This is a genomic window from Actinokineospora auranticolor, assembly GCF_041897805.1.
In the GTDB taxonomy this organism is placed as follows: Bacteria; Actinomycetota; Actinomycetes; order Mycobacteriales; family Pseudonocardiaceae; genus Actinokineospora; species Actinokineospora auranticolor.
The window spans coordinates 5,425,103-5,446,213 of sequence record NZ_CP154825.1; the positions used below are offsets into that span (position 1 = coordinate 5,425,103).

The following is a 21,111-nucleotide window of genomic DNA, read 5'->3' on the forward strand; positions in this document are numbered from 1 at the left end:
TTGAGGGCATGGCCGATGAGGGGTTGCGGGAGCGCAAGAAGCGGGAGACGCGGCTGGCGCTGAGCCACGCGACGATCCAGCTGGCGCTGGCCAACGGGCTCGAAGCGGTGACGGTGTCGGAGATTGCCGCCGCCGTCGACGTGTCCGAGCGGACGTTCCGCAACTACTTCGGCAGCAAGGCCGAGGCGGTGGTCGCCGCGCACGTGGAGCGCGGGTGGCGGATCGCCGAGGCGGTGCTGGCGCGGCCCGCAGGCGAACCGCTGTGGGACGCGGTGACCCACGCGGTCGTCGCGCAGTTCGAGCCATCCGGCGAACCCACCGGTGACGGGCGGCCCGAGGGCTTGCAACGGCTGCTCGCGGAACCGTCCGTGCAGCACGAGGTGTTCCGCGCCCACGCGCAGGCGCAGGACCGGTTGACCGCCGCCATCGCCGAGCGAACCGGGACCGCCGCCGAGGACCTGTACCCGCGCACGGTGGCGGCCGTGGTCAGCGCCGGACTCGGCGTGGCGATGGCGCAGTGGACGCAAGACCCCGCCCGGTCGCTCGTCTCGCTGCTGCGCGAGGTCTTCGACGGCATCCGCGCGGGCCTGCCCGACCCCCGGTAGCCCCAGCACCCGACCGCGCCCGCTCGACGGGGCCGTTCGGCGTGCCCGAAAACGGAGGAACACCATGGACGTCATCGTCGTCGGCGCCGGGCCCAACGGTCTCACGCTCGCCTGCGAACTGGCGCTCGGCGGAGTGCGACCGGTGGTGCTGGACCGCCTGGCCGAGCCCAGCCGCGAGCCCCGGTCGAACGGGCTGGTGGGGCAGGTGGTGCGCATGGTCGACCGGCGGGGGCTGTTCGAGCGGCTCAGCGGGCAACCGGGTCCACCGCGGCCCAACAACGGCTACTTCATGTTCGGCGCGATGCCGCTCAACCTGGGTCTCCTCGCGGACAGCCCGCTGTTCACCCTCCCGATCCCCGAGCTGGAAACCGTGCGGGTGTTGGAAGAACGCGCACGGGAACTCGGCGCCGACATCCGGCGCGAGCACGAGGTCACCGGCCTGACTCAAGACGAAGACGGCGTCACCCTGACCGTCAATTGTCCGAAAGGGACACACGAGCTGCGGGCCCGGTACGTGGTCGGCGCCGACAGCGCGCACAGCCCGGTCCGCAAGGCGGCGGGCATCGGCTTTCCCGGCGTCACCCATGACCGCACCAGCAACCGAACCGCGCACGTCAGCCTGCCACCCGACTGGATCGACCCGACCACCGGCGCGCTGATCGTCCCAGGCCACTCCCCCGTCCAACCATTCCTCCCCATTCGCACCCCACACGGCGGCTTCTCGTACGCGCCCCTGCCCGGCAAGCCGCCGCTGGTCTCGACCGTCGAGTGGGACGAACCGCCGACCGACGCGCCGATGTCCCTCGACGAACTGCGCGCCAGCGCCGGCCGGGTGCTGGGCGTCGAGGTCCACCTGGGCCCACCCGACGGCGACGGCCCCCACGTCCTGCGGCGGATCAACGGCGGCAACACGCGGATCGCCGAGCGGTACCGGGACGGACGGGTGTTCCTGGTCGGCGACGCGGCGCACGTCTTCGGCGCGGGCGGCACGGGACTCAACCTCGGCATGCAGGACGCGATCAACCTCGGCTGGAAGCTCGCCGCCACCCTGCGCGGTGGCGCCGACATCCTCGACACGTACGAGTCCGAGCGCCGCCCGTGCGCGGACCGGACCGTCACCCACTCGCGGACCGTGGCCGCCCTGATGTCCCCCGGAGACGACGTCACCGGCCTGCGAGGCGTGTTCGGGGAGCTGCTGACCCAGCCGTCGGTCGTCGAGACCCTGGCGAACCTGGTCGCGGGCTCGGACGTCCGCTACCCCGTCCCCGACAACGCGCACCCGCTCGCGGGGTGGCCCGCCCCGGACCTGACCCTGAACACTCCACAAGGGACTGTCACGACCACCGAACTGGCTCGCGAAGCGCGCCCCGTTCTCCTCGATCTCACCGGAACCCTGGACGCGAAGGGCATCGACACCATCCACGCCACCGCGAACACCGACATCACCGCCCTGCTGCTGCGCCCCGATTCCTACGTGGCCTGGGCGTCAACCGATCCCGAGCCCGACCAAGCGGCTCTGACGGAGGTCGTCGAACGGTGGTTCGGCGTCACGCCGACCCGCCCTCAAGGTGACACGTGAGCCTGGCAACCTCCACGCGGAGCCCAGACGGAACGCGCTTGGCCAGGCGGGTGAGCCAGCGGAGGGCGTCTTCGAGTCGGGCCGTCTGTCCCGCCTCGGCGTACGCGCGAGCGAGGTGAACCAGCGCCTCCGCCCAGTCGGCCATGGGTTTGCCCGCCACCGAGCGCAACGCGCGCACCTCCAGCCCGAGTGCGATGGCAACGGCACCCCCGGATTCCCTCTGGCGCACCAACAGTTCCTTGACCGTCGCCGCCTCGAACTCCCCGTTGTCGAACTCGAACAACCCCAACCGCGCGTAGGCGGCGGCAAGCCTGGCGAAGTCGGCGTGCGCGGCGTTGAACCGGGCCTCCAGCATCGCGTTGCCGACCGCCGCCCACCTCCCGAAGCGTGTCAGCGACGCTGACCGGCCCACATCGCGCTCCGCCCGCAACTCGTCCAACAAGGCGCGGTGCTCACCGCAGTAGTGCGCCACAACCACGCCTCCCACCAGCGCGTCGGTACGACCGCCCGCGATCCACGACCTTGGCACCGACCACGCCCATTACGCCGAACTCGCGACACCAGCGCACACCCAGCACGAACAGAGTGGTGCCGTGCCCACGACGTGGGCACGGCACCACTCCCGACGGATCGAACCGCCTATCGCCACCTCACCTCAGCGAGCCCTGCGTTCGGCAACGAACGCTTCGAAACCCCGATCGAACGCGAAGTACGATGGCGACTCCATCTGGCAGGGGATTTTCATCGCTACGATTGACGCTGGTCCGCCCGCTTCTCGAATTTCGGAAAATGCGTACTTTCGAGCCGAACGCCACCGGCGCAGGGGCCCATCTGTCCGGTGGGTGTTCGGCGCTCGACGTCAGCAAACTCGCTGGGTGCCGATGTAGTAGGTCATCGAGTTGTCCGGTGCGTACATCTCCTCGGCCGCGCAGGGGATCTGCATGGTGGTTTCGATGAACTGGTAGTGGTCCGCCTGGTGATCCATCTTGGGTAGCCCCACGGCGTCGAGACCACCGTTGATGATGCCGGCGAAACCTCCCTGTTCGCCGGTGATCGGGTTGCGTGTGGCGGACGCGAACGAGACCTTGTTGCTGGCGATCACCTTGACCGTGGCGTGGTCGTCCTTCACGTCCATCACCTGGTAGTCGACGGTGAAGGAACCCATGAAGTGCTCGATGTCGTCCGCACTCTCCCACCCGTCGACCGCGGTGGCGATGGACCAGCCGTCCGCACCCATCCTGAGGAAGTTGAAGAATGGGTCGGTCTCGACGGTGTGTCGCAGCGATTTGTAGGGTTGGTACTCGTTGCCTCCCGGTCCGTAGACCCCGAACTTCATCTCATCCCGGATCATGTCCTGGACGTGCTTGGCCGCCGAGGTCTGCTTCCAGTCCTCGGTGATCCGGTCGCCGTCCTGGTGCAGGTACACCCGCGGGGTGTTGATTTTCTGATCGCTGAGGTACCAGTCCAGGAACATGTCGCGGACGCCGTAGTCCTTGCGGTGCCACGTCTCGGCGTTGGCGGGGATGTCGAAGTGGCTCCTCGCCTTCTCCCGCAGCGCCAGGGTCCGGACGATGTTCACCACGCGGCTGTACAGGGTCATGAAGAAGTTGACCAGACCGAAGAACTCCCCGGACGGGTCGCTGTTGGTGAGTGGGTTGTCACCGCCATAGGAATACCCGGTCATCTGCTGCGGGTTCCCGCTGTCGAGCACCGGGTCCACGCTGAGGAACCGCCCGAGGACCGGGTCGTACTCGCGGGCTCCGACATCCACCAGCCCGGTCGTGGAACTCACCGGCATGTTGAGGAAGCCGCGCTGGTGGGGCCACGTCCCCTGGCCCGACCCGATCTCGTTGCCGTACGGGTCCAGGTCACGGCGGGTCACGGCGAAGCCGGTCATCGCCAAGGTGACCGTCGCGGTGGCGTGCGGATCCGACACCACGTACTTCGGGTCGGCGTTGGCCACTCGGAGAGCCACCGTGACCTCACCGAAGGTGTAGTACCGGGTACCGGTCACGATGCCGGTGGCGTTGTCCCGCTTGAGTTCCTGCCCCGGCAGGTACAACGTCGCCGATGTCGGGTCGCGGCGCAGCAACTGCTTTCCGTCGGCGTCGTACACGTAACTCGTGGTCCCGGCGGAACCCACCACTGTGGACAACTTGTTCTCTTCGTTCCAGGTAAGGGTCTCCTGTCCCGAACCGCTGGTGCGCTGGGTGGTGTTGCCAGACCCGTCATAGGCGTAGCTCGTCGACGCGGAGCCGGTCGTGGTCCCGCTCAGCGAGTGCGGCTTCGCCGCGCCCGCGGCCGGGTAGGCGTAGTTGGTGACCTTGTTCGCCGCACCGCCGACGCCGTGCTCGGTCTGGTTGTCCCGCGAACCGCCGACCAGGAACGACCACGACTTCCAATACGGGTTCGGGCCGCCCACCGTCGCCGACGACGGCGCCGCCGCACAGTCATCGGTCGCGGTCCACGCGTCGGACAGGCGGTCGAGCTGGTCGTAGCGGTAGCACTCGGTCCGCACCGGCGAACCGGCAGGACCCCTGGTGTTGACCGTGCGCGTTCGGTTGCCCGCGGCGTCGTAGTAGTACCGCACGTCGTCGACCTGCTGCGCACTCGCCTGCTGCGCGGAGAGGTTCACGTTGGTGAGCCTCCGTGTCTGCGCGTCGTATCCGTAGCTGAGCCAAGCCTTGTTGTTCGACGGGCCCAGGGTCAACTGCGAAGCCTCGTCATACGGCGTGTAGGTCGACGCCGAGACGTAGGCGTTGTAGCCCGTCATGGTCCTGGGCTTGCTGAACTTGTCATAGCCGATGACGATCGCCTCCCCGGGGAGGCCACCTGCCGCGTGCGGCTGCATCATCGTGGTCAGACCGGTGGAGCTGTAGGCGTACTGGGTCGTGTAGGTGCTGCCCAGCGTGCCCTGGCTCGCGGGGATCTTGGTCACGATCTTGTTCGGGTTGCCCGAGGTGTCGTACGCCGTGTAGGCCGACTCGAACTTGCCGTCCGCCGTGTACCTGGTGGATGTGTACGGCTTGCCGACGCCGTTGGTGGCCCCGTCGAACGTCCACGACGCCAGCGGCGCTCGCGTCGGTCCCGCCCCCGCGTACGCGGCCGTCTTGCGGCCGAGGGCGTCGTAGTCGTAGGTGAGCACCTGCCCGCGACCATCGGTGGTCGAGGTGACCTGCCCCGCCAGGTCGTAGGTGGTGGTGGTCTGACCGGAGTCGGGGTCCACCTGCTTGGTCAGCTGACCGATCGGGTCGTACTCGAAGGTCCAGACGACCCCGGCCGGGTCGGTCACCTTGTTCTGCTTGCCCGCGGCGTTGAACTCGTACTTGGTGGCCTGGAAGGTACCGCCGGACACCACGTCGCCGGTGATCGTCGGCGCGGCGGTGTACTGCCGCGCTTCGACGTTGTTGCCCCGCACGTCGGTCAGCGCGGTGCTGGTCACGCCACCGGTCGGTGGGACGACCGTCTTCCGGTCACCGCCGTAGATCGTCGAGGTGAACCAGGTCTGCTGGTCTCCCTTGTACGCGGCCTCTCGCACAACCCGACCGGTGCCGTCGTAGTCGGTCAGCGTCCGGTCGTCGACCTCGGACGACGCGACACCGACCAGGTTGGTCGATGGCGCGCCCTGGATCAGGTAGCGGTTGTTGGTCAACCGCTTCCAGCCGTGGGAATCGTAGAACGCCTCGTTGACGACACGCAGCCCGTCGCGAGCCTCCACTTGCGACTGGCGCAGCTGCCCGAACGCGTCGAACAGCTTCACCTCGGTCACGTACTCCTGCGCGGTTCCGGTGTCCACCAGCCGCTTGTTGGTGACCGCGAGCGGCCCGTCGGTGCGTACCAGGTACTCGTAGACGAGAGTCGCCTGGTTCGACGCCTTCGGCTGCTGCCCGGGTTTCCACACCGCGGTCAACCTCCCCACGGCGTCGTACTCGAGGTCGGCCCGTCTGCCACCCTCGTCGACGGCCACGACGCGCTTGCCCCGGCTGGGCTCGAACTCCTCGGTCGACTTCTGGTTCTTGCCGTTCGTCTTGACCGTCTTGGTGTGCAGACCACCGTCCGCCGGAGTGTACTCCAGTGCCACAGTGCGATTCAGACCGTCCGTGGTCGACAGGGTGCGCCCCGAGGCGTCGTAGGTCGCGGTGCTCGTCGTGGCGAACACGGGCACCCCCGCGTTGACCGAGGTCACGGTGTCGCTCCTGGTGGCGTTACCCGCACCGGGCACCGCGCCGAGGCTCAATTGCCCGTCGTAGTACGTGCGACTGCCCTTGAACACGCCCGTCTGCGCGACCCCGGATGGTGGGCACACTTGTTCCGAGGAAAGGATTTCCCTCGGCTTGTCGCGGATCCACGACACCGTGTTGTCCGCGTACTTGGTCGTGGTGCACACATCCACGACGCCGGTCCCGGACTCGGTGGTGGCCTCCACCCGACCGGTCGTGTCGTACCGGTTTGTCGTGGTGAGCGTCTTGGTACCGCCCGCGGCGAGGTTGGTGACCGTCCGCGTGCGGTTCTCCTTGACGATGGTGGCGACGAGCGGGTTCAGGCCCGGCCGGGCGCGCGACCCGGTCGTGGCGACGAGCACGGGTTCGGTGACCTTGGTCGTGGTCCACGGCCCCGACTCCCCGTCGAAGGTCCGGACCTCGTACTCGGTGTCCACGAACAGCGGGTTGTCCGGCACGGTCTCGCCGAGGCTGTTCGACACGGTCATCGTCCTGGTGCCGCCGTTGGGCAGCCGGTCGCCATCCATACCCCGGTAGTAGGTCGTGCGGACGAGTGTGCGCCGGTCCACGGGGAGGCTGTCGATCCGGTTCGCCACGTCACCGGTGCGGACCTCGACTTGCTGGAAGCCGCGGAACTGGCCGTAAGTGCGGTTTTCCGGTTTGACCAACTCGTTGTCGTCGTAGTGCCAGGCGGGTGCGCCGAGGTAGGCGTACTCGGTCAGCTGCCCGGGAGACAGCTCGTTGCGGTCGTCGACGCGCACGGATTCCACGACGTACTTGTGGAAATAGTCCAAGACCGGGTTCTGCACGCCTTCCGGTGTCCAGTACACCGGATAGCACAGCTTGGTGTTGTTCGCCGGGTCGCTCGGCACATCGGTCGCGGTGCACCCCGTGCGGTAGGTGACGACCACGGCCGACCCGGCGTCGGTGTTGATGTTGGTGAGGCGCCAGTGCGCGAGGGTGGGCATGTTGTTGTAGCCCTGCACGCGGTTGGGCATCAGCTGACCCGCGAAACTGATCGGCGGCGCGGTGATCTGCGTGCCGCTGCCGTACGCGGTGTGGGTTATGCCGCGCAGCTGGAGCGAGCGGTCACCCACGGTGGGGTAGTCGAAGGTCGGCTCGTACCGGTCGACCGGAACCGGTCCCGCGCCCTTGTCGATCCGGGTGGTGATGGCCGACAACCGTTTCGTGGACCAGAATGACGGGCCGTGGTTGTTGCAGACCGCGCCCTGCTTGCACTCCTGGTCGGTGGGCACGTCCGGCCAGGACGTCGCGGTCGCTGTCGTGCGCTGCGCGGGATCGCAGGTGATCGCCCCGCCGGGGACGCACCGTTCGGCCACGTCGAAGGCAACGCTGTTGGGCGGTGTCGCGCTGTAGATCGAACCACCGATCTCGCGCAGGCCGTAGTCGACTCGCCTCAGCGATCCCGCTCGGGTGTAGCGCACGCCGGTGGTTTGCTTGTCGGCGCCGTAGTAGTTGTATTCGGGTGAGTAGTAGTACGCGCTCGCGTTGCCGTGCGGATCCTTGACGTAGTCCAGGTTCCACCGCCACGCCATGTCGCACTTGCCCGCGGCCTGGCACGGGTCTCCGCTCTTGCGGTGGTAGACCGGCACCGTCCAGGTCGAGTCGGTCACCTCCTGGGAAGTCCGGCCGGGCAGCGAGTGCAGGCCGAAGTAGTAAGCGACGCCGTCGGTGTTGGTGATCTTCCAGTACTCGCCGTTGTAGGCGCCGTTGGTGGCTCCCGTGAGCAACTCGACACGCGCGCCGTTGTCGTTGGACGCGTGCCAGGTGCCGGTGGCGTCGTCGCGGACGAGTTCGGCGGACATCTCGCCCAGGTTCAACGACACCACGTGGCCCGCCCAGCAGTAGTCGCCGGTTTGCTGGGCCGCGGGCAGCGTCTTGTCATCGGCGCAGGCCCGGTAGACGCGTTCGATGGAACCGGGCGAGTAGCCCCACCCGGAACCGGCCCACGACGCCTGGTTGTTCGTCGCGGCGGTGAGACCGTCGACCGCCGCCGAGTTGTACCCGAGGCTGATCTTGGGAGCCAGCTCACCCGCCGCGACCGGCGGGACCTCGATGGGGTAGTCCCAGGTGAACGCGCCGGTGCTGCCGGTCACCGACCACCGGCCGGATGGTTTGAGGGAACTGGCCTCGTAGTCACCCGACGGCCCGGCCGCGTCGGCGACGACCGCGAGCACGACCGGGGCGCCGCGGGTGGGCGCGCGCAGTCCCACGACCTCCTCGACCTGGTCGGTCGACAGCGCGACTGTGGCGCCGACGACCTGCCCTGTCGCGTCGTTCGACGACGGCAACGGCGTCTGGACCTGGCACCGCGGCTGTTCCGGGGTGTCGAGCACGCACGCCGGGAGAGCGGCAAGGCGCAGGCGGGAGCCGTAATCGCCGCCGATGGCCTCGTGGAAGCCGGAGTAGTCCATCCCCACCGCCACCTCGCCGCCGGTGGAGGTGTCGGGCGTGACCGACACGACCACGCCCGCGACCCCGGCGCGCGTGCTCAACTCCTGGTCGGCGACCTGCACGTGGAACGAGCCCGCGACGGTGCCCCGCGCCGACAGCGTGACCGGCAGGCCGGGAACGCGCCCCCGGGCGGAGGCGGCCACGGTGGCCTCCCCCGCGACGGGCCACGCCGTGGCGAGTGGCCGTTCCGGCGCGGGCGCGGTGGGTGGCTCGACGTTTCGCTTCGGCGGCTGGTACTCGGTGTGCGGGAGGACCTTCTCCGCGGTCGCCGACGGCGGCCCGGCGTCAACGCCGGTAGACACAACAGCGTCTACGAGACCCGCCGCCAGGACGACCGCGCACGACAGGGCAAGCAGTCGTCCGCGGCGGTCGGGTGGGTGCTCCGCCAGGAAGGGCGGAAGGGGTTCTGTTCGCATGGTCTCCGTCCAGGGGGTGAGTGGGCACACCGAGGACGCGGTCGAGCCACCGCACGGCGAGAGCGCGCAGCAGCGGCGTCGCGCCACGCGCGACGCTAATGATCTTGACCAGCCCCAGTGTCGCGTGCTGATGACGCGCCGCGTTCGAGATTAGCGAAGCGCAACGGCTTCGTGAAGGGTGAACACGGTCCGGACTAATGGCGGGTCAGGAAAGACCTCGGCGCGCGCAGGCAATTTTCGGTGAACAGATTCCGGACACTCGGCCCGCGCACTCGGAGTCGGTGGGAGATCAACGAGATGTTTCGGCGCCGCGTTGTCTGGCGTCGGTTCGCGGCGCCGCCGCCGCACCCACCAGGCCGTGCGGGTTGCGGCCGTTCAGCCTAGTAGCAATCCAAGCGGGGAGACAGTCGCCCGCATCGTAGACACGCGTCCGCGGCTCGCGCGAGCGGCCAAATGGGCGCATTGAAGCGTCAAACATTCTTTTGACGCTTTGTCGATGTCCGATATGGCCCGGATTGCTCAATCGCCACTGTTGGTGTTGCCGGGCTTCCGCTAATGTCACGCCCGTTTACTATTGTCGCCGTGCGCCACTGGGGGCCATCATGCGATTTAGTGGGATTCGGTCTGCCTCGGGGAGGCCCGTCAAGGGCGCCCTCGGCAGACGGGTGTTGATCGCCTGCCTCGCGGCGGGCGCGGTGCTCGGGGTGGTCGAGCCCGCGGCGGCCGAGAAGGCGCCGGGCACCCCGGCGGTCGCCGCCCCGGACGCGGACCTGGCGGCCAAGGCCCGCCGCACGGGCAAGGCGCAGGAGGTGCCGGACCGCACCAACGAGACCTCCCAGGTGTTCGTCGAGCCGGATGGCTCGTACCGCCTGCACAAGACCGCCTTGCCCACCAGGGTGCGCAAGGGAAACACCTGGCGCGACATCGACACCACGCTCGCCGTCCGTCCCGATGGGATGGTCGCGCCCGCGGCGTCGACCGCCGACGTCGCGTTCTCCGGTGGTGGTGACGGTCCCGCGATCACCTTCACCGACGGGGACAAGCAGCTCGCCCTGCACTGGAAGGGCACCCTGCCCAAGCCCGCGCTGGACGGCGCCCGGGCCACCTACCGCGACGTGCTGCCGGGTGTGGACCTGCGGTTGACCGCTGAGTCGACCAACTTCTCGCAGGTGCTGGTCGTGCACAGCGCGGAAGCGGCGAAGCAGCCCGGGTTGGCGGAGCTGCGGTTCACCGCGGTCGGCTCCGGCGTCACGGTCCGCAGCACGGACGACGGCGCGTTCACCGCCGTCGGGGCCGACGGCGCGACGGTGTTCCAGGGGTCCACCCCGGTGATGTGGGACTCGACCACCGACCAGCAGGCGGGACCGGCGCGGATCGCCGACGGCTTCGGCGCCGGGCGGGTCGCGAAGGTGCGCGCGCGCACCGAACCCGCCGCGGCCAAGCGGGCCGTGCCCGGCAAGTCCACATTGGACATGGTGATCACCCCCGACCAGCAGGCGCTGACCGGCCCGGAGGTGCGCTACCCGGTCTACATCGACCCGATCTACTCCAAGTCCAAGGCCAACTTCGCCGGGTTCACCAGCAACGGCTGGTACTACTTCGACGTCAACATGCTCGCCCAGGTGGGCTACTGCAACTGGGGAGCCGAGTGCGGGGCGGTGTTCGTCGCCCGGTCGTTCTTCCGGTTCACCACCCCCGAACTTCAGGCGCGCAACGGGCGCCAAGCGGTGCTGCACAAGTCGTTCTTCTACGCCTGGCAGGCGCACGGCACCAGCTGCACCGATGAGCAGGTCGCGCTCTACCACACCGGCGAGTACTCCGGTGCCACCCGCTGGCCCGGCCCCTCCGGCTACCAGGTCAGCACAGCGGTCTCGCACGCGGGCGACCAGTGCGGGGGTACGGCCTCCGTGGCGTTCAACGCCAACGCCGCGGTGCAGACCACGATCAACACCAACGCCTCGACCATGGTGCTCGCCCTGATGTCGCCGAACGAGGGCAACAAGTACCAGTGGAAGAAGTTCATCAACAACCCCGCGCTCGACATCTACTTCTCCTTCCCGCCGCAGATGCCGACCGGTCTCGGGTTGCAGAACGGCGTCCTCTGCGACAACCGGCTGATCTCGCCGACCTCGACCCCGACGGTCCTGGCGTCCGCTGTGGACAACAACGACCCGCCGCTGAACATCAGCCTCGGTTACCAGCTGTTCAACTACCCCGGCAACCAGGTGGTGCACTCCGGGTCGACCACCATCGCCTCCGGGGCCACGGGTGCCTGGACGGCGCCCGCACCGGTCGGGGACGGCGCCTACTACGCGCGGGTCTCCTCGACGAACATCTTCCCCGGTGAACCCGGCTACGGCCTGGGTTCCGGGGCCACCCAGGACCTCTGGTTCGACGTGATGGCCGCGCCGCTGACCAAGACCCCGGTGGTGCGGGAGAGCCCGGACTACCCGCGCGGCCAGTGGGGTGCGCAAGCGGGCTCCCCCGGGGACTTCCGCGTGTCCTACGAGGGCGGTGGGATCGTCGGTTTCGCCTACACCTTCAACGGTTCCGGAACGCAAGCCGTGCCCGCCACGACCGACTGCGACTACGACCGCGCCTTCGGCACCAGCGGCGGCTGGGTGTCCTCCGCCGGTGAGGCGACCATCCCGGTGCCGAAGAACCTCAGCCCGGGCAGGCACACCCTGCACGTGAAGGCGTTCGACATGGCGCACAAGATGTCCGCCGAGTCGCAGGTCTACGAGTTCTGGGTCGCGCCGAACCTCTCCGGCGCGGGCCAGGTGTGGCTGGAGGCGGAGAACCTCGTGTCCTCCCAGCCCCCCGGGCAGAACCGGCCGCTGACGCCGCAGAACAACTGCTGCTCCACCGTCTGGTCGGGCGGCGCGCAGCTGATGTTCCAGGGCAACGCGGCGGGCCAGTCGTTCACCATGGACGTGCCGGTGGCGACCGCGGGCGACTACCTGGTCGGCACCGGTCTCACCACCGCGCTCGACTACGGCACCACCACGTTCAAGCTCGACGGCGTCGCCGTCGGCCAGACCGGTGAGTCGTCTCCCCTCGGCACACCGGTCGACAACTTCGACCCCACCCGGGTCCGGCACCGGCACGTGACGCTCGGCGCGCACCGCCTCACCGCGGGCACGCACAAGATCACCGTCACCGTCGCGGGCACCAACCCGGGCTCGGTCGGCGCCCGCTACTTCGCGGGCGTGGACTACGTCTCCCTCGGGTCCACGACCCGGCTCGAGGCGGAGAACGACGTCCAGGTCCCGGTGACCCAGCCCGCGGGGCAGAACCTCGCGGTGACCGTGTCGCCGACCGACCCGACCTCGGGTGGCAAGTGGTCGCAGGGCGCCGCGCGCGGTGTCGTGTTCACCGCCGCGGGCCAGCAGCTGCGCGCGCAGTTCACCGCCCCGATCGCCGCCGACTACAGCATCGGGCTGGGCGCGCTCAGCGACCGCTCCGCCGCGAAGTTCACCTACCGGGTGGACGACGTGGTCCTCAACCGGACCGACACCCAGCCCTGGGGTCGCGGTACGCCGAACCCGGACACCGTGGAGCACGTGGCGCTGGGCGGGCTGCACCTGGCCGCGGGGACCCACACGCTGTCGGTCACGCTGGCCACCGGCGACCCGGCGGCCGACGAGGCGTTCTGGCTCGACTACCTGCGGATCACGCCGATCACCGGCGCGACCGCGGCCGACTTCGCCTCGGCCATGAACAACAAGGGCACCGCGGTGGGCGGGTCCGTCGCCGACCTCGACTTCCAGGGCTACGGGATGACCCCGCAGTCGCTGGCCGACATCGGGTTGGCGCCCGGTTCGGCGAAGACCGTCGACGGCGCGACGTTCGTACTGCCCGCCGCGACCGCCGCGGGCGACAACGTGGTGGCGCTGGGGCAGAAGATCCCGTTCCCGGCCGCGCAGCAGGTCAAGGCCAACGCCGTCGGCCTGCTCGCGCTGAGCACCTGCGGCAACTCGCGGGCGACGACCGCGACCCTCACCTACACCGACGGCACCACGCAGAACCCGGTGGTGCCCGCGGTTCCCGACTGGCTGGAGAGCACCGCCGCGTCGCCGCTGCCCGCGCTGGCGAACCTGAACGCCAACGGGTACGTGCAGACCGCCATGCGTCCTCGGGTCCACGCGGTCTTCATGCCCGCGGACCCGTCGAAGACGTTGCAGTCCATCACGCTGCCCAACTACGGGACCTCGATGGCGGGTAGCTGCGGCGAGCCCGCGCTGCACGTGCTGGCCATGGCGCCGCGCAACGCCGCCCAGGGTTGGGTGGGGACGTGGGGTGCCCCCGCCGACGCGGTCACGGCCCCGCCCGGCGGCGCCGGGTTCGCCAACCAGACCCTGCGCACGATCGTCCGCCCGACGGTGACCGGCCCCCGGGTGCGCGTCCGCCTGTCGAACCCGTTCACCAAGCAGGCCGTCACGATCGGCGCGGCCACGCTCGGCGCGCAGACCGGGGCGACACCGGCCACGCTGGCGACCCCGGTCGCGCTGACCTTCGGCGGCGCCGCCGCGGTGACCATCCCGGCGGGTGGTGAGGTCGTCAGCGACGACGTCGCCTACCCGAGCACGACCGGCGGCAGCGGTGCGCTCGTGGTCAGCACGCACATCACCGGCGCGGTCGCCTACGCACCGGTGCACGCGCTCACCACGTCGCCGAGCTACCTGGCGTCGGGCAACCAGGCCGCGCAGTCGGCCGCGACGACCTTCTCGACCCTGCTCACCGGCACGCACTACCTGTCCGGTGTGGAGGTGTCGACGTCGACACCGGGTGACGCGAGCAAGGGCACCGTGGTGGTCGTCGGCGACCAGTTCACCGGGAGCACCCCGAACAACTGGGTCGACCGGCTGCCCGCCGCCCTGGCCGCGCAGGGCGAGTCCGTGCCCGGCGGCCTGGTCGACGCCACCAGGCGCGGTGTGCCGCTCGCGGGCGCGTGGCGGCTGAACGAGGGGTCGGGCACCACCGCGGCGGACTCGTCGGGCGCGGGGGCGACCGGCACGCTCAGCGGTCCCGTCGGGTGGAGCGCCGAGCACGGCGGCGCGGCGGTGTTCAACGGCAGCAGCACGGTGATCCAGACCTCCGGTCCGCTGCTGGACACCATGGCCCCGTACACGGTGTCGGCGTGGGCGAAGGTGACGTCCGCGACGCACTTCTCCGCGGTGGTCAGCCAGAGCCAGACCTGGGAGCCGACGTTCGTCCTGGAGTACAACTCCGCCGTCGGCGCCTGGTCGCTGACGGCACCCAACCAGGACACCTCGGCGCCGTCGGCCTACCCGGCCGCGCGGTCGGGTCCCGCGCCGCTCAACACCTGGACGCACCTGGTGGGGACCGTCGACCCGGCCACCGGTGACATGGCGCTCTACGTCAACGGCGTGCTGGCGGGCACGGCCAAGAACCCCACGCCGTTCGCCACCTCGGGTCCGCTGACCATCGGCGGGGTCAAGAACCTGCAGGGCCGGATGGTGAGCATGTTCGAGGGGCAGATCTCGGACGTGCGGGTGTACCGCCACCTCGCCTCCGCCGAGGACGCGGGCATCCTGTACGCGGGCGGCGCGCCGACCGGGCCGACGGCGGGCGTGGGCGCCGCGACGCTGGTGTCCGCGGCGTCGCGGATGAACGACACGGTGTTCGCCCGGCCGTCGCTGCGGACGGCGGTCGTGTCCGTCGGCGCGAACGACATCCTGGCCGGGGCGAGTAAGGCCACGCTGCTGTCCCGGGTGGGCGCGCTGACCAAGGCGGCGAACACGACCTCGGCGCGCTCCGCCCGGCGCGTCGACGGGTCGCTGGTGCACGTGATCGTCACGACGATCGCCCCGATGGGGTTGGCGGCGAACGACCCGCGTGAACTGGTGCGCCGCGAGTACAACGCCGAGTTGCTCGCCAACTACGGCAACTTGGAGGCGGACGGGGTGATCGATGTGGCAGCCGCGGTCCAGGACCCCGGCAACATCCAGTCGGTGGCACCCGCCTTCCTCACCAGCGGAGCGCCCAACGGCGGCTACCACCAGGCGGTGGCCGACGTGGTGGCGGCGGCGGTCGCCACCTTCCCGCCGGTGGAGCTGTAAGCGGCGCCGATCGCGCCCGGGGCTCCCCAGTCCCGGGCGCGATCGGCGTTCCCCCGCGTGGTCAGTCGGCGAACTCGGCGAACATGCCCGGTTCGTAGGCGCCCGCCGGGGTGCGAGCGATGACGTTGATCCGGTTGGCCGCGTTGATCAGGGCGACCTGGCAGATCAGGGCAGCGACCTGGTCGTCGTCGTGGTGCTTGGTGACCTCGGCCCAGGTCTCGTCGGTGACGCCGCGGTGGTGGTCGGCCAAGCGGGTGCCCTCCTCGGTGAAGGCGAGGGCGGCGCGTTCGGCGTCGGTGAAGACGGTCGCCTCCCGCCAGACGGCGACGAGGTTGAGGCGGGTCTGGGTCTCGCCCGCCGCGGTCGCGTCCTTGGTGTGCATGTCGGTGCAGAAGCCGCAGCCGTTGATCTGGCTGGCGCGCAACGAGACCAGCTCCTGGGTGGCCTTGGGCAGCGGCGACTGGGCGATGACCATCGCGGCGTTGGCGAACCGCTTGCCGAACTTGGCGGCGATGGCGTTGTCGAACAGGTTGACGCGGGCGCTCATGGGGTCGTCCTCACTCGTTGTCGTGCCGTGGACGAACACCAGATGCTCGCGCTGCCCGGTCTGTGACGGTGACGTGGGCCACCGGGGCCCACGTGTCACACCGCGGCGGCGGGCGGTGTCTGATGGACGCTGTCGAGGGAAGGAGCACCCGTGTCCGCGGATCCCGCCACCCAGGCGTTCGTCACGCACCGGAACCTGCTGTTCACCGTCGCCTACGAACTGCTGGGTTCGGCGGCCGACGCGGAGGACGTGCTGCAGGAGACCTGGCTGCGGTGGTCGTCGGTCGACCTCGGCACCGTGCGCGACCAGCGCGCCTACCTGGTGCGGATCGCCACCCGGCAGGGCCTCAACCGGCTGCGCGCGCTGGGCAGGCGCAAGGAGAGCTACGTCGGGCAGTGGCTGCCGGAGCCGCTGCTGACCGCGCCGGACGTGGCCGAGGACGTCGAGCTGGCCGACAGCGTGTCGATGGCGATGCTGCTGGTGCTGGAAACGCTCACCCCGACCGAACGCGCGGTGTTCGTCCTGCGCGAGGTGTTCGACTTCGGCTACAACGAGATCGCCGACGCCGTCGACAAGACCCCGGCGGCGGTCCGGCAGATCGCGCACCGGGCGCGCTCGCACGTCACGGCCCGCCGCCCGCGCGGCACCTCGTCACCCGCCGAGACCCGTGACGTGCTCACCGCGTTCCAGCGCGCCGTCGAGACCGGCGACGTGCGGGGCCTGGTGGACATCCTGGCCCCGGACGTGGTCATGATCGGCGACGGCGGCGGGATCAAGCAGGCGGTGCTCAACCCGATCTTCGGCGCGGACAAGGTGGCCCGCCTGCTGGTCGGCGGCACGTCCCGGGTGCCCGAGGCGACCATGCGCCCCATGGACGTCAACGGCTTCCCCGGCCTGGCGATCCACCTGGGCGCAGAGCTGGACTCCGTGGTGGCCGTCCAGCTGGACAACGGCCGGATCACCAGCCTGTACGCGGTGCGCAACCCGGAGAAGCTGTCCCACATGGACCGGGAGACGGCCCTGCGCCGGTGAGGCCGACCGGTCAGCTGTCGAGGAGGCGCCAGGTGGTGAGGGCCAGGGTGGCTCTCGTGGCGCCTGTCTGGGTGGTCAGGTCGAGGTCGAGGGTCCTGGCGATCTGCTCCAGCCTGCGGGAGACGGTGCTGTGGTGCAGGTGGAGCAGGTCGGCGGCCTGGCGCAGGGAACCGGTGGCGCAGTAGGCGTCGAGGGTTTCTCGGTGTTCCGGGGACATGGTGGTGATCGCGGTGACGTCGGGGTTGGCGCGGGCGGTCGCTTCCGGGACGTCGGCCAGCAGGGTCAGGGCGCCGAGGTCGGTGTGGTGGACGACCGCCAGCCAGGCGGCGCCGATCTCCTCGTCGTCGAGGGTGATCGGCAGCGAGGTCGACGGCGCGGCGTCGCCCGGCGCGTCCCGGCCGTCGGGGGACACGCGCACGACGCGGCCGGTGCCGTGCAGGCGGATGCCCGCGACGCGCGCCGCGACCTGGCGGGCCAGCCGCTGCTCCTGCTCATGCTCGCCCTCTACTACGCCGACCCGGAAGTGGAGTTCGACGCTGGGCTCTCCACCGCCGACCTCTACGCGGGACTGCTCGACACCTACGCCCGCCGGGAGGCGACCAAGTCCGCGGGGTGCGCGTTGGACGAGGACACCGTGCGCCGGAAGGCGGCGGACCAGCTCCACCGGCTCGCCGTGGCGGCGCTCGGCATGTTCAACCGGGGCCGCCAGCACATCTCCGAAGACGAGCTGTCCGCCGACCTGCGGGCGCTGGAGATCGACGGCACCGGCGACCAGCTCATCGGGGAGTTCTTCTTCGTCCACATCAACCAGGCGCACACCACGAGAACCCAACGGGTGTACGAGTTCCTGCACGCCACCTTCGCCGAGTACCTGGTCGCGGTCCGCGCGTGCGAGGTCCTGCTCGTCGCGGTGGCGACCATGCGGGCCGGTGCCCGCAAGTCCGTCGACGACGAGCTGTGCACCCTGCTGTCGCACCAACCGCTGTCCACCCAGGCACCGGTCCTGGAGTTCGCGGCCGAGTGGATGGCCAACCGGGACGTGGCCGAACGCGCCGAGCTGGCGGGCGCGCTGGACCGGCTGATCGCCGAGCACCGCAGCCGACCGCCGTCCCCCCGCTACACGACCTACCAACCCCTGGAACCGGACCGGATCCGAGCCACCGCCGCCTACTGCGCGAACCTGGTCCTGCTCCGCGCGCTCGCCCTGGGCGAGGAGAACCCCTCGTTCGACGGCGCCCGGTGGCCGCGGTGCGTCGCGCTGTTCGAAGCGGGTCTCGACCACAGCGCCTACACGTCCGTCCTTTAGCGATTTACCAGGACAGACCGGAACATCCTGTGGTTCCACCTCGGCGGAACCGCGGAAACCACCGCCGTCCAACGCGCCCTGGCACAGGACGACAAAACCCTCGCCGAGGACATCCGCGTCGGCGCCGCGCTCCGCAGCCCGAAGCCCTTGCACCAGGACACCCATCCGTCGCTGTCGCCGCACGAGTTCGCGACACTCGTCCTCCGCGTCCTGCAGGCACTGCCGTACGCGGGCGACTGGCCGAGGTTCGAGTTGCCCGAGCTCGAGAACGAGACGAGACTCGCGCAGATCGCCTGGGACCTGGTGGAGTACCGGCTGGGACCCTGGCAACCGAAGGTCGCGGGCGATCTCGCCGCTTGGGCGCTGCGCACCTCGCCGCTGCGCCCGTCACCGGCCAGCATCGGCGAGATCACCCGGCGGCACCCCGAGGTCAGGCACGCGCTCCGACAGGCGCCTTAGCGCGGGTGAGGACGACGCAGAGGGCGGTCTGGACCAAGCCGAACACGGACCAACCGAAGCGCTCCCACGGGCTCGGCGACGCGGCGTTCATCAGGGCGCCGATGGCCATCAGGACGACGAGCGCCCAGGTCAGACGCCGGATCAGCCGGGGCGAGCCGGGTCTGGCCAGCACCTCGCCGCGGCGGAGCACGACCACGGCCGCGCAGGCCCAGACGACGACCGCGACCGCGCTGGCGACGCGCAGGCCCGCGGGGAGGTCCGGTCGGGTCCCGCCCCAGGCGGCGCGGCCGAGCGGGGCGCCCAGGGCCAGGGCCAGTTGGAAGGCGGACAGGCCGGTGAAGAGGGTGGCCGCGGCGATGGCGGTGCGGCGGAGGGTCATCGAGGGTCTTCCAATCGATTGAGGGCGGTGAGGGACTCGTCTGCCCAGGCGAGGGTGGCGCGGGCGGCGTGTTCGCCCGCCGAGATGGTGAGCAGCGAGTACGGGGTGTCGGGGCTGTCCTCCGCCGCGACCTCCGCGCGGAGGAACGCGTAGCGGGACAACGACTCCTCGGCCTCGGTCCGAGCGGCCAGGATCAGGTCCCGGCACGCCTCCGGGCCCAGTTGGCGGCCGAAGAACAACCGCAGGAGCAGGCCGTTGCGGGGTGGGGTGCGCTGAGCCGGTTCGGCCAGCAGTTCCCGGAGGCGGGTGCGGCCGGAGTCGGTCAGTTCGTACGCCATCGACTCCTGCCTGCGGATGTGCCCGACCCGCTCCAACTCGGCGAGGGTGGGGTAGATCTGGCCGAAGCTCTCGCTCCAGAAGTGGCCCAGCACGTCGCGGATAGCCTCCCGGGCGGCGTAGCCGGTCATGGGCGCCACGCTCAGCGCGCCCAGCACGGCGACCTCGGTTTGACTGCGTCGGACCACGGCGGCCGTCCTCTCTGCCAGATATATCTAACAGATAGCACAGGTCAGAGCCGTCCCGAAAGGACGAGAAGTGTGCCGGGGTCCGCTACTAGAGTCGCGGGCGTGCCGAGGGTGCTGGTGACCGGGATGTCCGGAACGGGGAAGTCGACGGTGCTGGCCGCGCTGGGCGAGCGCGGCCACCTCGTGGTCGACACCGACACCGACGAGTGGAGCCGCTGGGTCACCCTGGACGACGGGTCCCCCGACTGGATCTGGCGCGAGGACGCGATCGGCGCCCTGCTCGACGCGCACCCCACGCTCTTCGTCGCGGGCTGCAAGTCGAACCAGGGCGCCTTCTACGACCGGTTCGAGCACGTGGTCCTGCTGAGCGCGCCCGTCGAGGTGATGCTCGACCGGATCGCGACCCGCGTCACCAACCCCTACGGGAAGACCGCGGCGGAACGCGCGGAGATCCTGCGGAACCACGCCGTGGTCGAACCGTTGCTGCGCAAGCGGGCCACGCTCGAGATCGACACCTCGGCGCCCCTCGACGACGTGGTGGCCAGACTGCTCGGCCTCCTGTCCTGAGTGGACAGGAGGCCGAGTGGCTCAGTACTGGTAGAAGCCCCGGCCGCTCTTCTTGCCGAGCAGGCCCGCGTCGACCATGCGCAGCAGCAGCGGCGGCGCGGAGTAGAGCTGCTCCTTGAACTCCGCGTAGAGCGAGTCCGCGATGGCCTTGGTGGTGTCCAGGCCGATCAGGTCGGTCAGCCGCAGCGGGCCCATCGGGTGCGCGCAGCCCAGCACCATGCCGTTGTCGATGTCCTCGGCGGAGGCGAAGCCGGACTCCAGCATCCGGATCGCCGAGAGCAGGTACGGGATCAGCAGCGCGTTGACCACGAACCCGGCCCGGTCCTGGGACAGGATGACCTGCTTGCCCAGCCGCGCCTCGACGAACGCCTTCGCCCGGTCGCGGGTGTCCTCGCCGGTGAGCAGCGACGGCACCAGCTCGACCAGCTTGAGCACCGGCACCGGGTTGAAGAAGTGCACCCCGATGACCGACTGCGGCCTGCCGGTCGCCATGCCCAGCTTCATGATCGGGATGGACGAGGTGTTCGACGCGAAGACCGCGTCCGGGTCCTCGACCACCTTGTCCAGCGTGGCGAACACCTCGGTCTTGACCTGCTCGTTCTCCGCGACCGCCTCGACGGTGAGCTGGCGGTCGGCGAAATCACCCAGGTCGGTGGTGAAGCGGGTGCGGGCCAGTGCCGCGTCGCGCTCCTCCTCGGCCAGCTTGCCGTTGCGCACACCGCGGGCCAGTGACGCCTCGATCCGCTTGCGCCCCGACTCGAGCGCGGCGGCGTTCACCTCGGCGACCACGACGTCCAGGCCCGCGCGGGCGCAGACCTCCGCGATGCCGGACCCCATCAGGCCCGCCCCGACCACCCCGACACGGCTGATCTCACTCACCCGGACAACTCCTTCGGTCTCCACCGGTACGGCCCTCAGC

Annotated in this window: 14 protein-coding genes; 7 read left to right on the forward strand and 7 right to left on the reverse strand. The window is 70.1% G+C overall.

Annotated elements, in window-relative coordinates:
- Positions 1-8 precede the first annotated feature (8 nt).
- Both V5P93_RS23630 and V5P93_RS23635 read left to right on the forward strand, forming a co-directional pair.
- Positions 9-605 carry a TetR family transcriptional regulator gene (locus tag V5P93_RS23630; protein WP_104480047.1) on the forward strand — a complete coding sequence of 199 codons (597 nt, stop codon included), beginning with the start codon at positions 9-11 and terminating at the stop codon, positions 603-605.
- Between the two features lie 64 nt (positions 606-669).
- Entirely contained in the window at positions 670-2,184 is a 1,515-nt protein-coding gene (locus V5P93_RS23635) for an FAD-dependent monooxygenase (RefSeq protein WP_104480048.1), read from the forward strand.
- Here the strand turns inward: V5P93_RS23635 and V5P93_RS23640 are convergent.
- On the reverse strand, positions 2,153-2,671 hold the full coding sequence (locus V5P93_RS23640) for a hypothetical protein (protein WP_146108087.1): 519 nt from the start codon (positions 2,669-2,671) through the stop codon (positions 2,153-2,155). The genes V5P93_RS23635 and V5P93_RS23640 overlap by 32 nt on opposite strands.
- Positions 2,672-3,043: 372 nt before the next feature.
- Complete coding sequence (locus V5P93_RS23645) at positions 3,044-9,181, reverse strand: RHS repeat domain-containing protein (protein WP_181043571.1); 6,138 nt, start codon at positions 9,179-9,181, stop codon at positions 3,044-3,046.
- Positions 9,182-9,960: 779 nt separating this feature from the next.
- On the opposite strand from V5P93_RS23645, the gene V5P93_RS23650 reads away from it, so the two are divergent.
- On the forward strand, positions 9,961-15,378 hold the full coding sequence (locus V5P93_RS23650; protein WP_104480051.1) for a LamG-like jellyroll fold domain-containing protein: 5,418 nt from the start codon (positions 9,961-9,963) through the stop codon (positions 15,376-15,378).
- Positions 15,379-15,439: 61 nt separating this feature from the next.
- Here V5P93_RS23650 and V5P93_RS23655 read toward each other — a convergent pair whose 3' ends face one another.
- Positions 15,440-15,925 (reverse strand): carboxymuconolactone decarboxylase family protein, encoded by a 486-nt coding sequence (locus V5P93_RS23655; protein WP_104480052.1) that lies wholly within the window; start codon positions 15,923-15,925, stop codon positions 15,440-15,442.
- Between the two features lie 150 nt (positions 15,926-16,075).
- On the opposite strand from V5P93_RS23655, the gene V5P93_RS23660 reads away from it, so the two are divergent.
- Complete coding sequence (locus tag V5P93_RS23660) at positions 16,076-16,957, forward strand: RNA polymerase sigma-70 factor (protein ID WP_245931348.1); 882 nt, start codon at positions 16,076-16,078, stop codon at positions 16,955-16,957.
- A gap of 10 nt (positions 16,958-16,967) precedes the next feature.
- Here V5P93_RS23660 and V5P93_RS23665 read toward each other — a convergent pair whose 3' ends face one another.
- Positions 16,968-17,375: a helix-turn-helix domain-containing protein gene (locus V5P93_RS23665; protein ID WP_245931349.1), complete on the reverse strand. Its 408-nt coding sequence runs from the start codon at positions 17,373-17,375 to the stop codon at positions 16,968-16,970.
- A 15-nt stretch (positions 17,376-17,390) separates the two neighbouring features.
- Here V5P93_RS23665 and V5P93_RS23670 point away from each other — a divergent pair, with 15 nt between their 5' ends.
- Together V5P93_RS23670 and V5P93_RS23675 are read left to right on the forward strand one after the other, a co-directional pair.
- On the forward strand, positions 17,391-18,263 hold the full coding sequence (locus tag V5P93_RS23670) for a hypothetical protein (RefSeq protein WP_245931350.1): 873 nt from the start codon (positions 17,391-17,393) through the stop codon (positions 18,261-18,263).
- Between the two features lie 147 nt (positions 18,264-18,410).
- Complete coding sequence (locus V5P93_RS23675; protein ID WP_146108089.1) at positions 18,411-18,722, forward strand: hypothetical protein; 312 nt, start codon at positions 18,411-18,413, stop codon at positions 18,720-18,722.
- Here V5P93_RS23675 and V5P93_RS23680 read toward each other — a convergent pair.
- Both V5P93_RS23680 and V5P93_RS23685 read right to left on the reverse strand, forming a co-directional pair.
- The gene (locus V5P93_RS23680; RefSeq protein WP_104480056.1) at positions 18,694-19,101 is read right to left on the reverse strand and encodes a hypothetical protein; all 408 of its coding nucleotides are present in this window, start codon (positions 19,099-19,101) and stop codon (positions 18,694-18,696) included. The two genes, V5P93_RS23675 and V5P93_RS23680, sit on opposite strands and share 29 nt — an antisense overlap.
- A complete protein-coding gene (locus tag V5P93_RS23685) occupies positions 19,098-19,625 on the reverse strand; it encodes a PadR family transcriptional regulator (RefSeq protein ID WP_104480057.1) in 528 nt (175 codons plus the stop codon). The genes V5P93_RS23680 and V5P93_RS23685 overlap by 4 nt, the downstream gene beginning before the upstream one ends.
- A gap of 102 nt (positions 19,626-19,727) precedes the next feature.
- On the opposite strand from V5P93_RS23685, the gene V5P93_RS23690 reads away from it, so the two are divergent.
- Positions 19,728-20,192, forward strand: coding sequence for an AAA family ATPase (locus V5P93_RS23690; protein ID WP_245931351.1), 465 nt, complete (start codon positions 19,728-19,730; stop codon positions 20,190-20,192).
- 21 nt (positions 20,193-20,213) lie between these two features.
- Here the strand turns inward: V5P93_RS23690 and V5P93_RS23695 are convergent, their stop codons facing one another.
- Positions 20,214-21,071 carry a 3-hydroxybutyryl-CoA dehydrogenase gene (locus tag V5P93_RS23695; RefSeq protein WP_104480058.1) on the reverse strand — a complete coding sequence of 286 codons (858 nt, stop codon included), beginning with the start codon at positions 21,069-21,071 and terminating at the stop codon, positions 20,214-20,216.
- Positions 21,072-21,111: the final 40 nt, after the last annotated feature.

What these genes read in the sequence shown, in the direction of transcription:
- V5P93_RS23630 (WP_104480047.1), top strand. Translation starts at nt 9, where the DNA reads ATGGCCGATGAGGGGTTGCGGGAGCGCAAGAAGCGGGAGACGCGGCTG.
- V5P93_RS23635 (WP_104480048.1), top strand. Translation starts at nt 670, where the DNA reads ATGGACGTCATCGTCGTCGGCGCCGGGCCCAACGGTCTCACGCTCGCC.
- V5P93_RS23655 (WP_104480052.1), bottom strand. Translation starts at nt 15,925, where the DNA reads ATGAGCGCCCGCGTCAACCTGTTCGACAACGCCATCGCCGCCAAGTTC.
- V5P93_RS23680 (WP_104480056.1), bottom strand. Translation starts at nt 19,101, where the DNA reads ATGACCCTCCGCCGCACCGCCATCGCCGCGGCCACCCTCTTCACCGGC.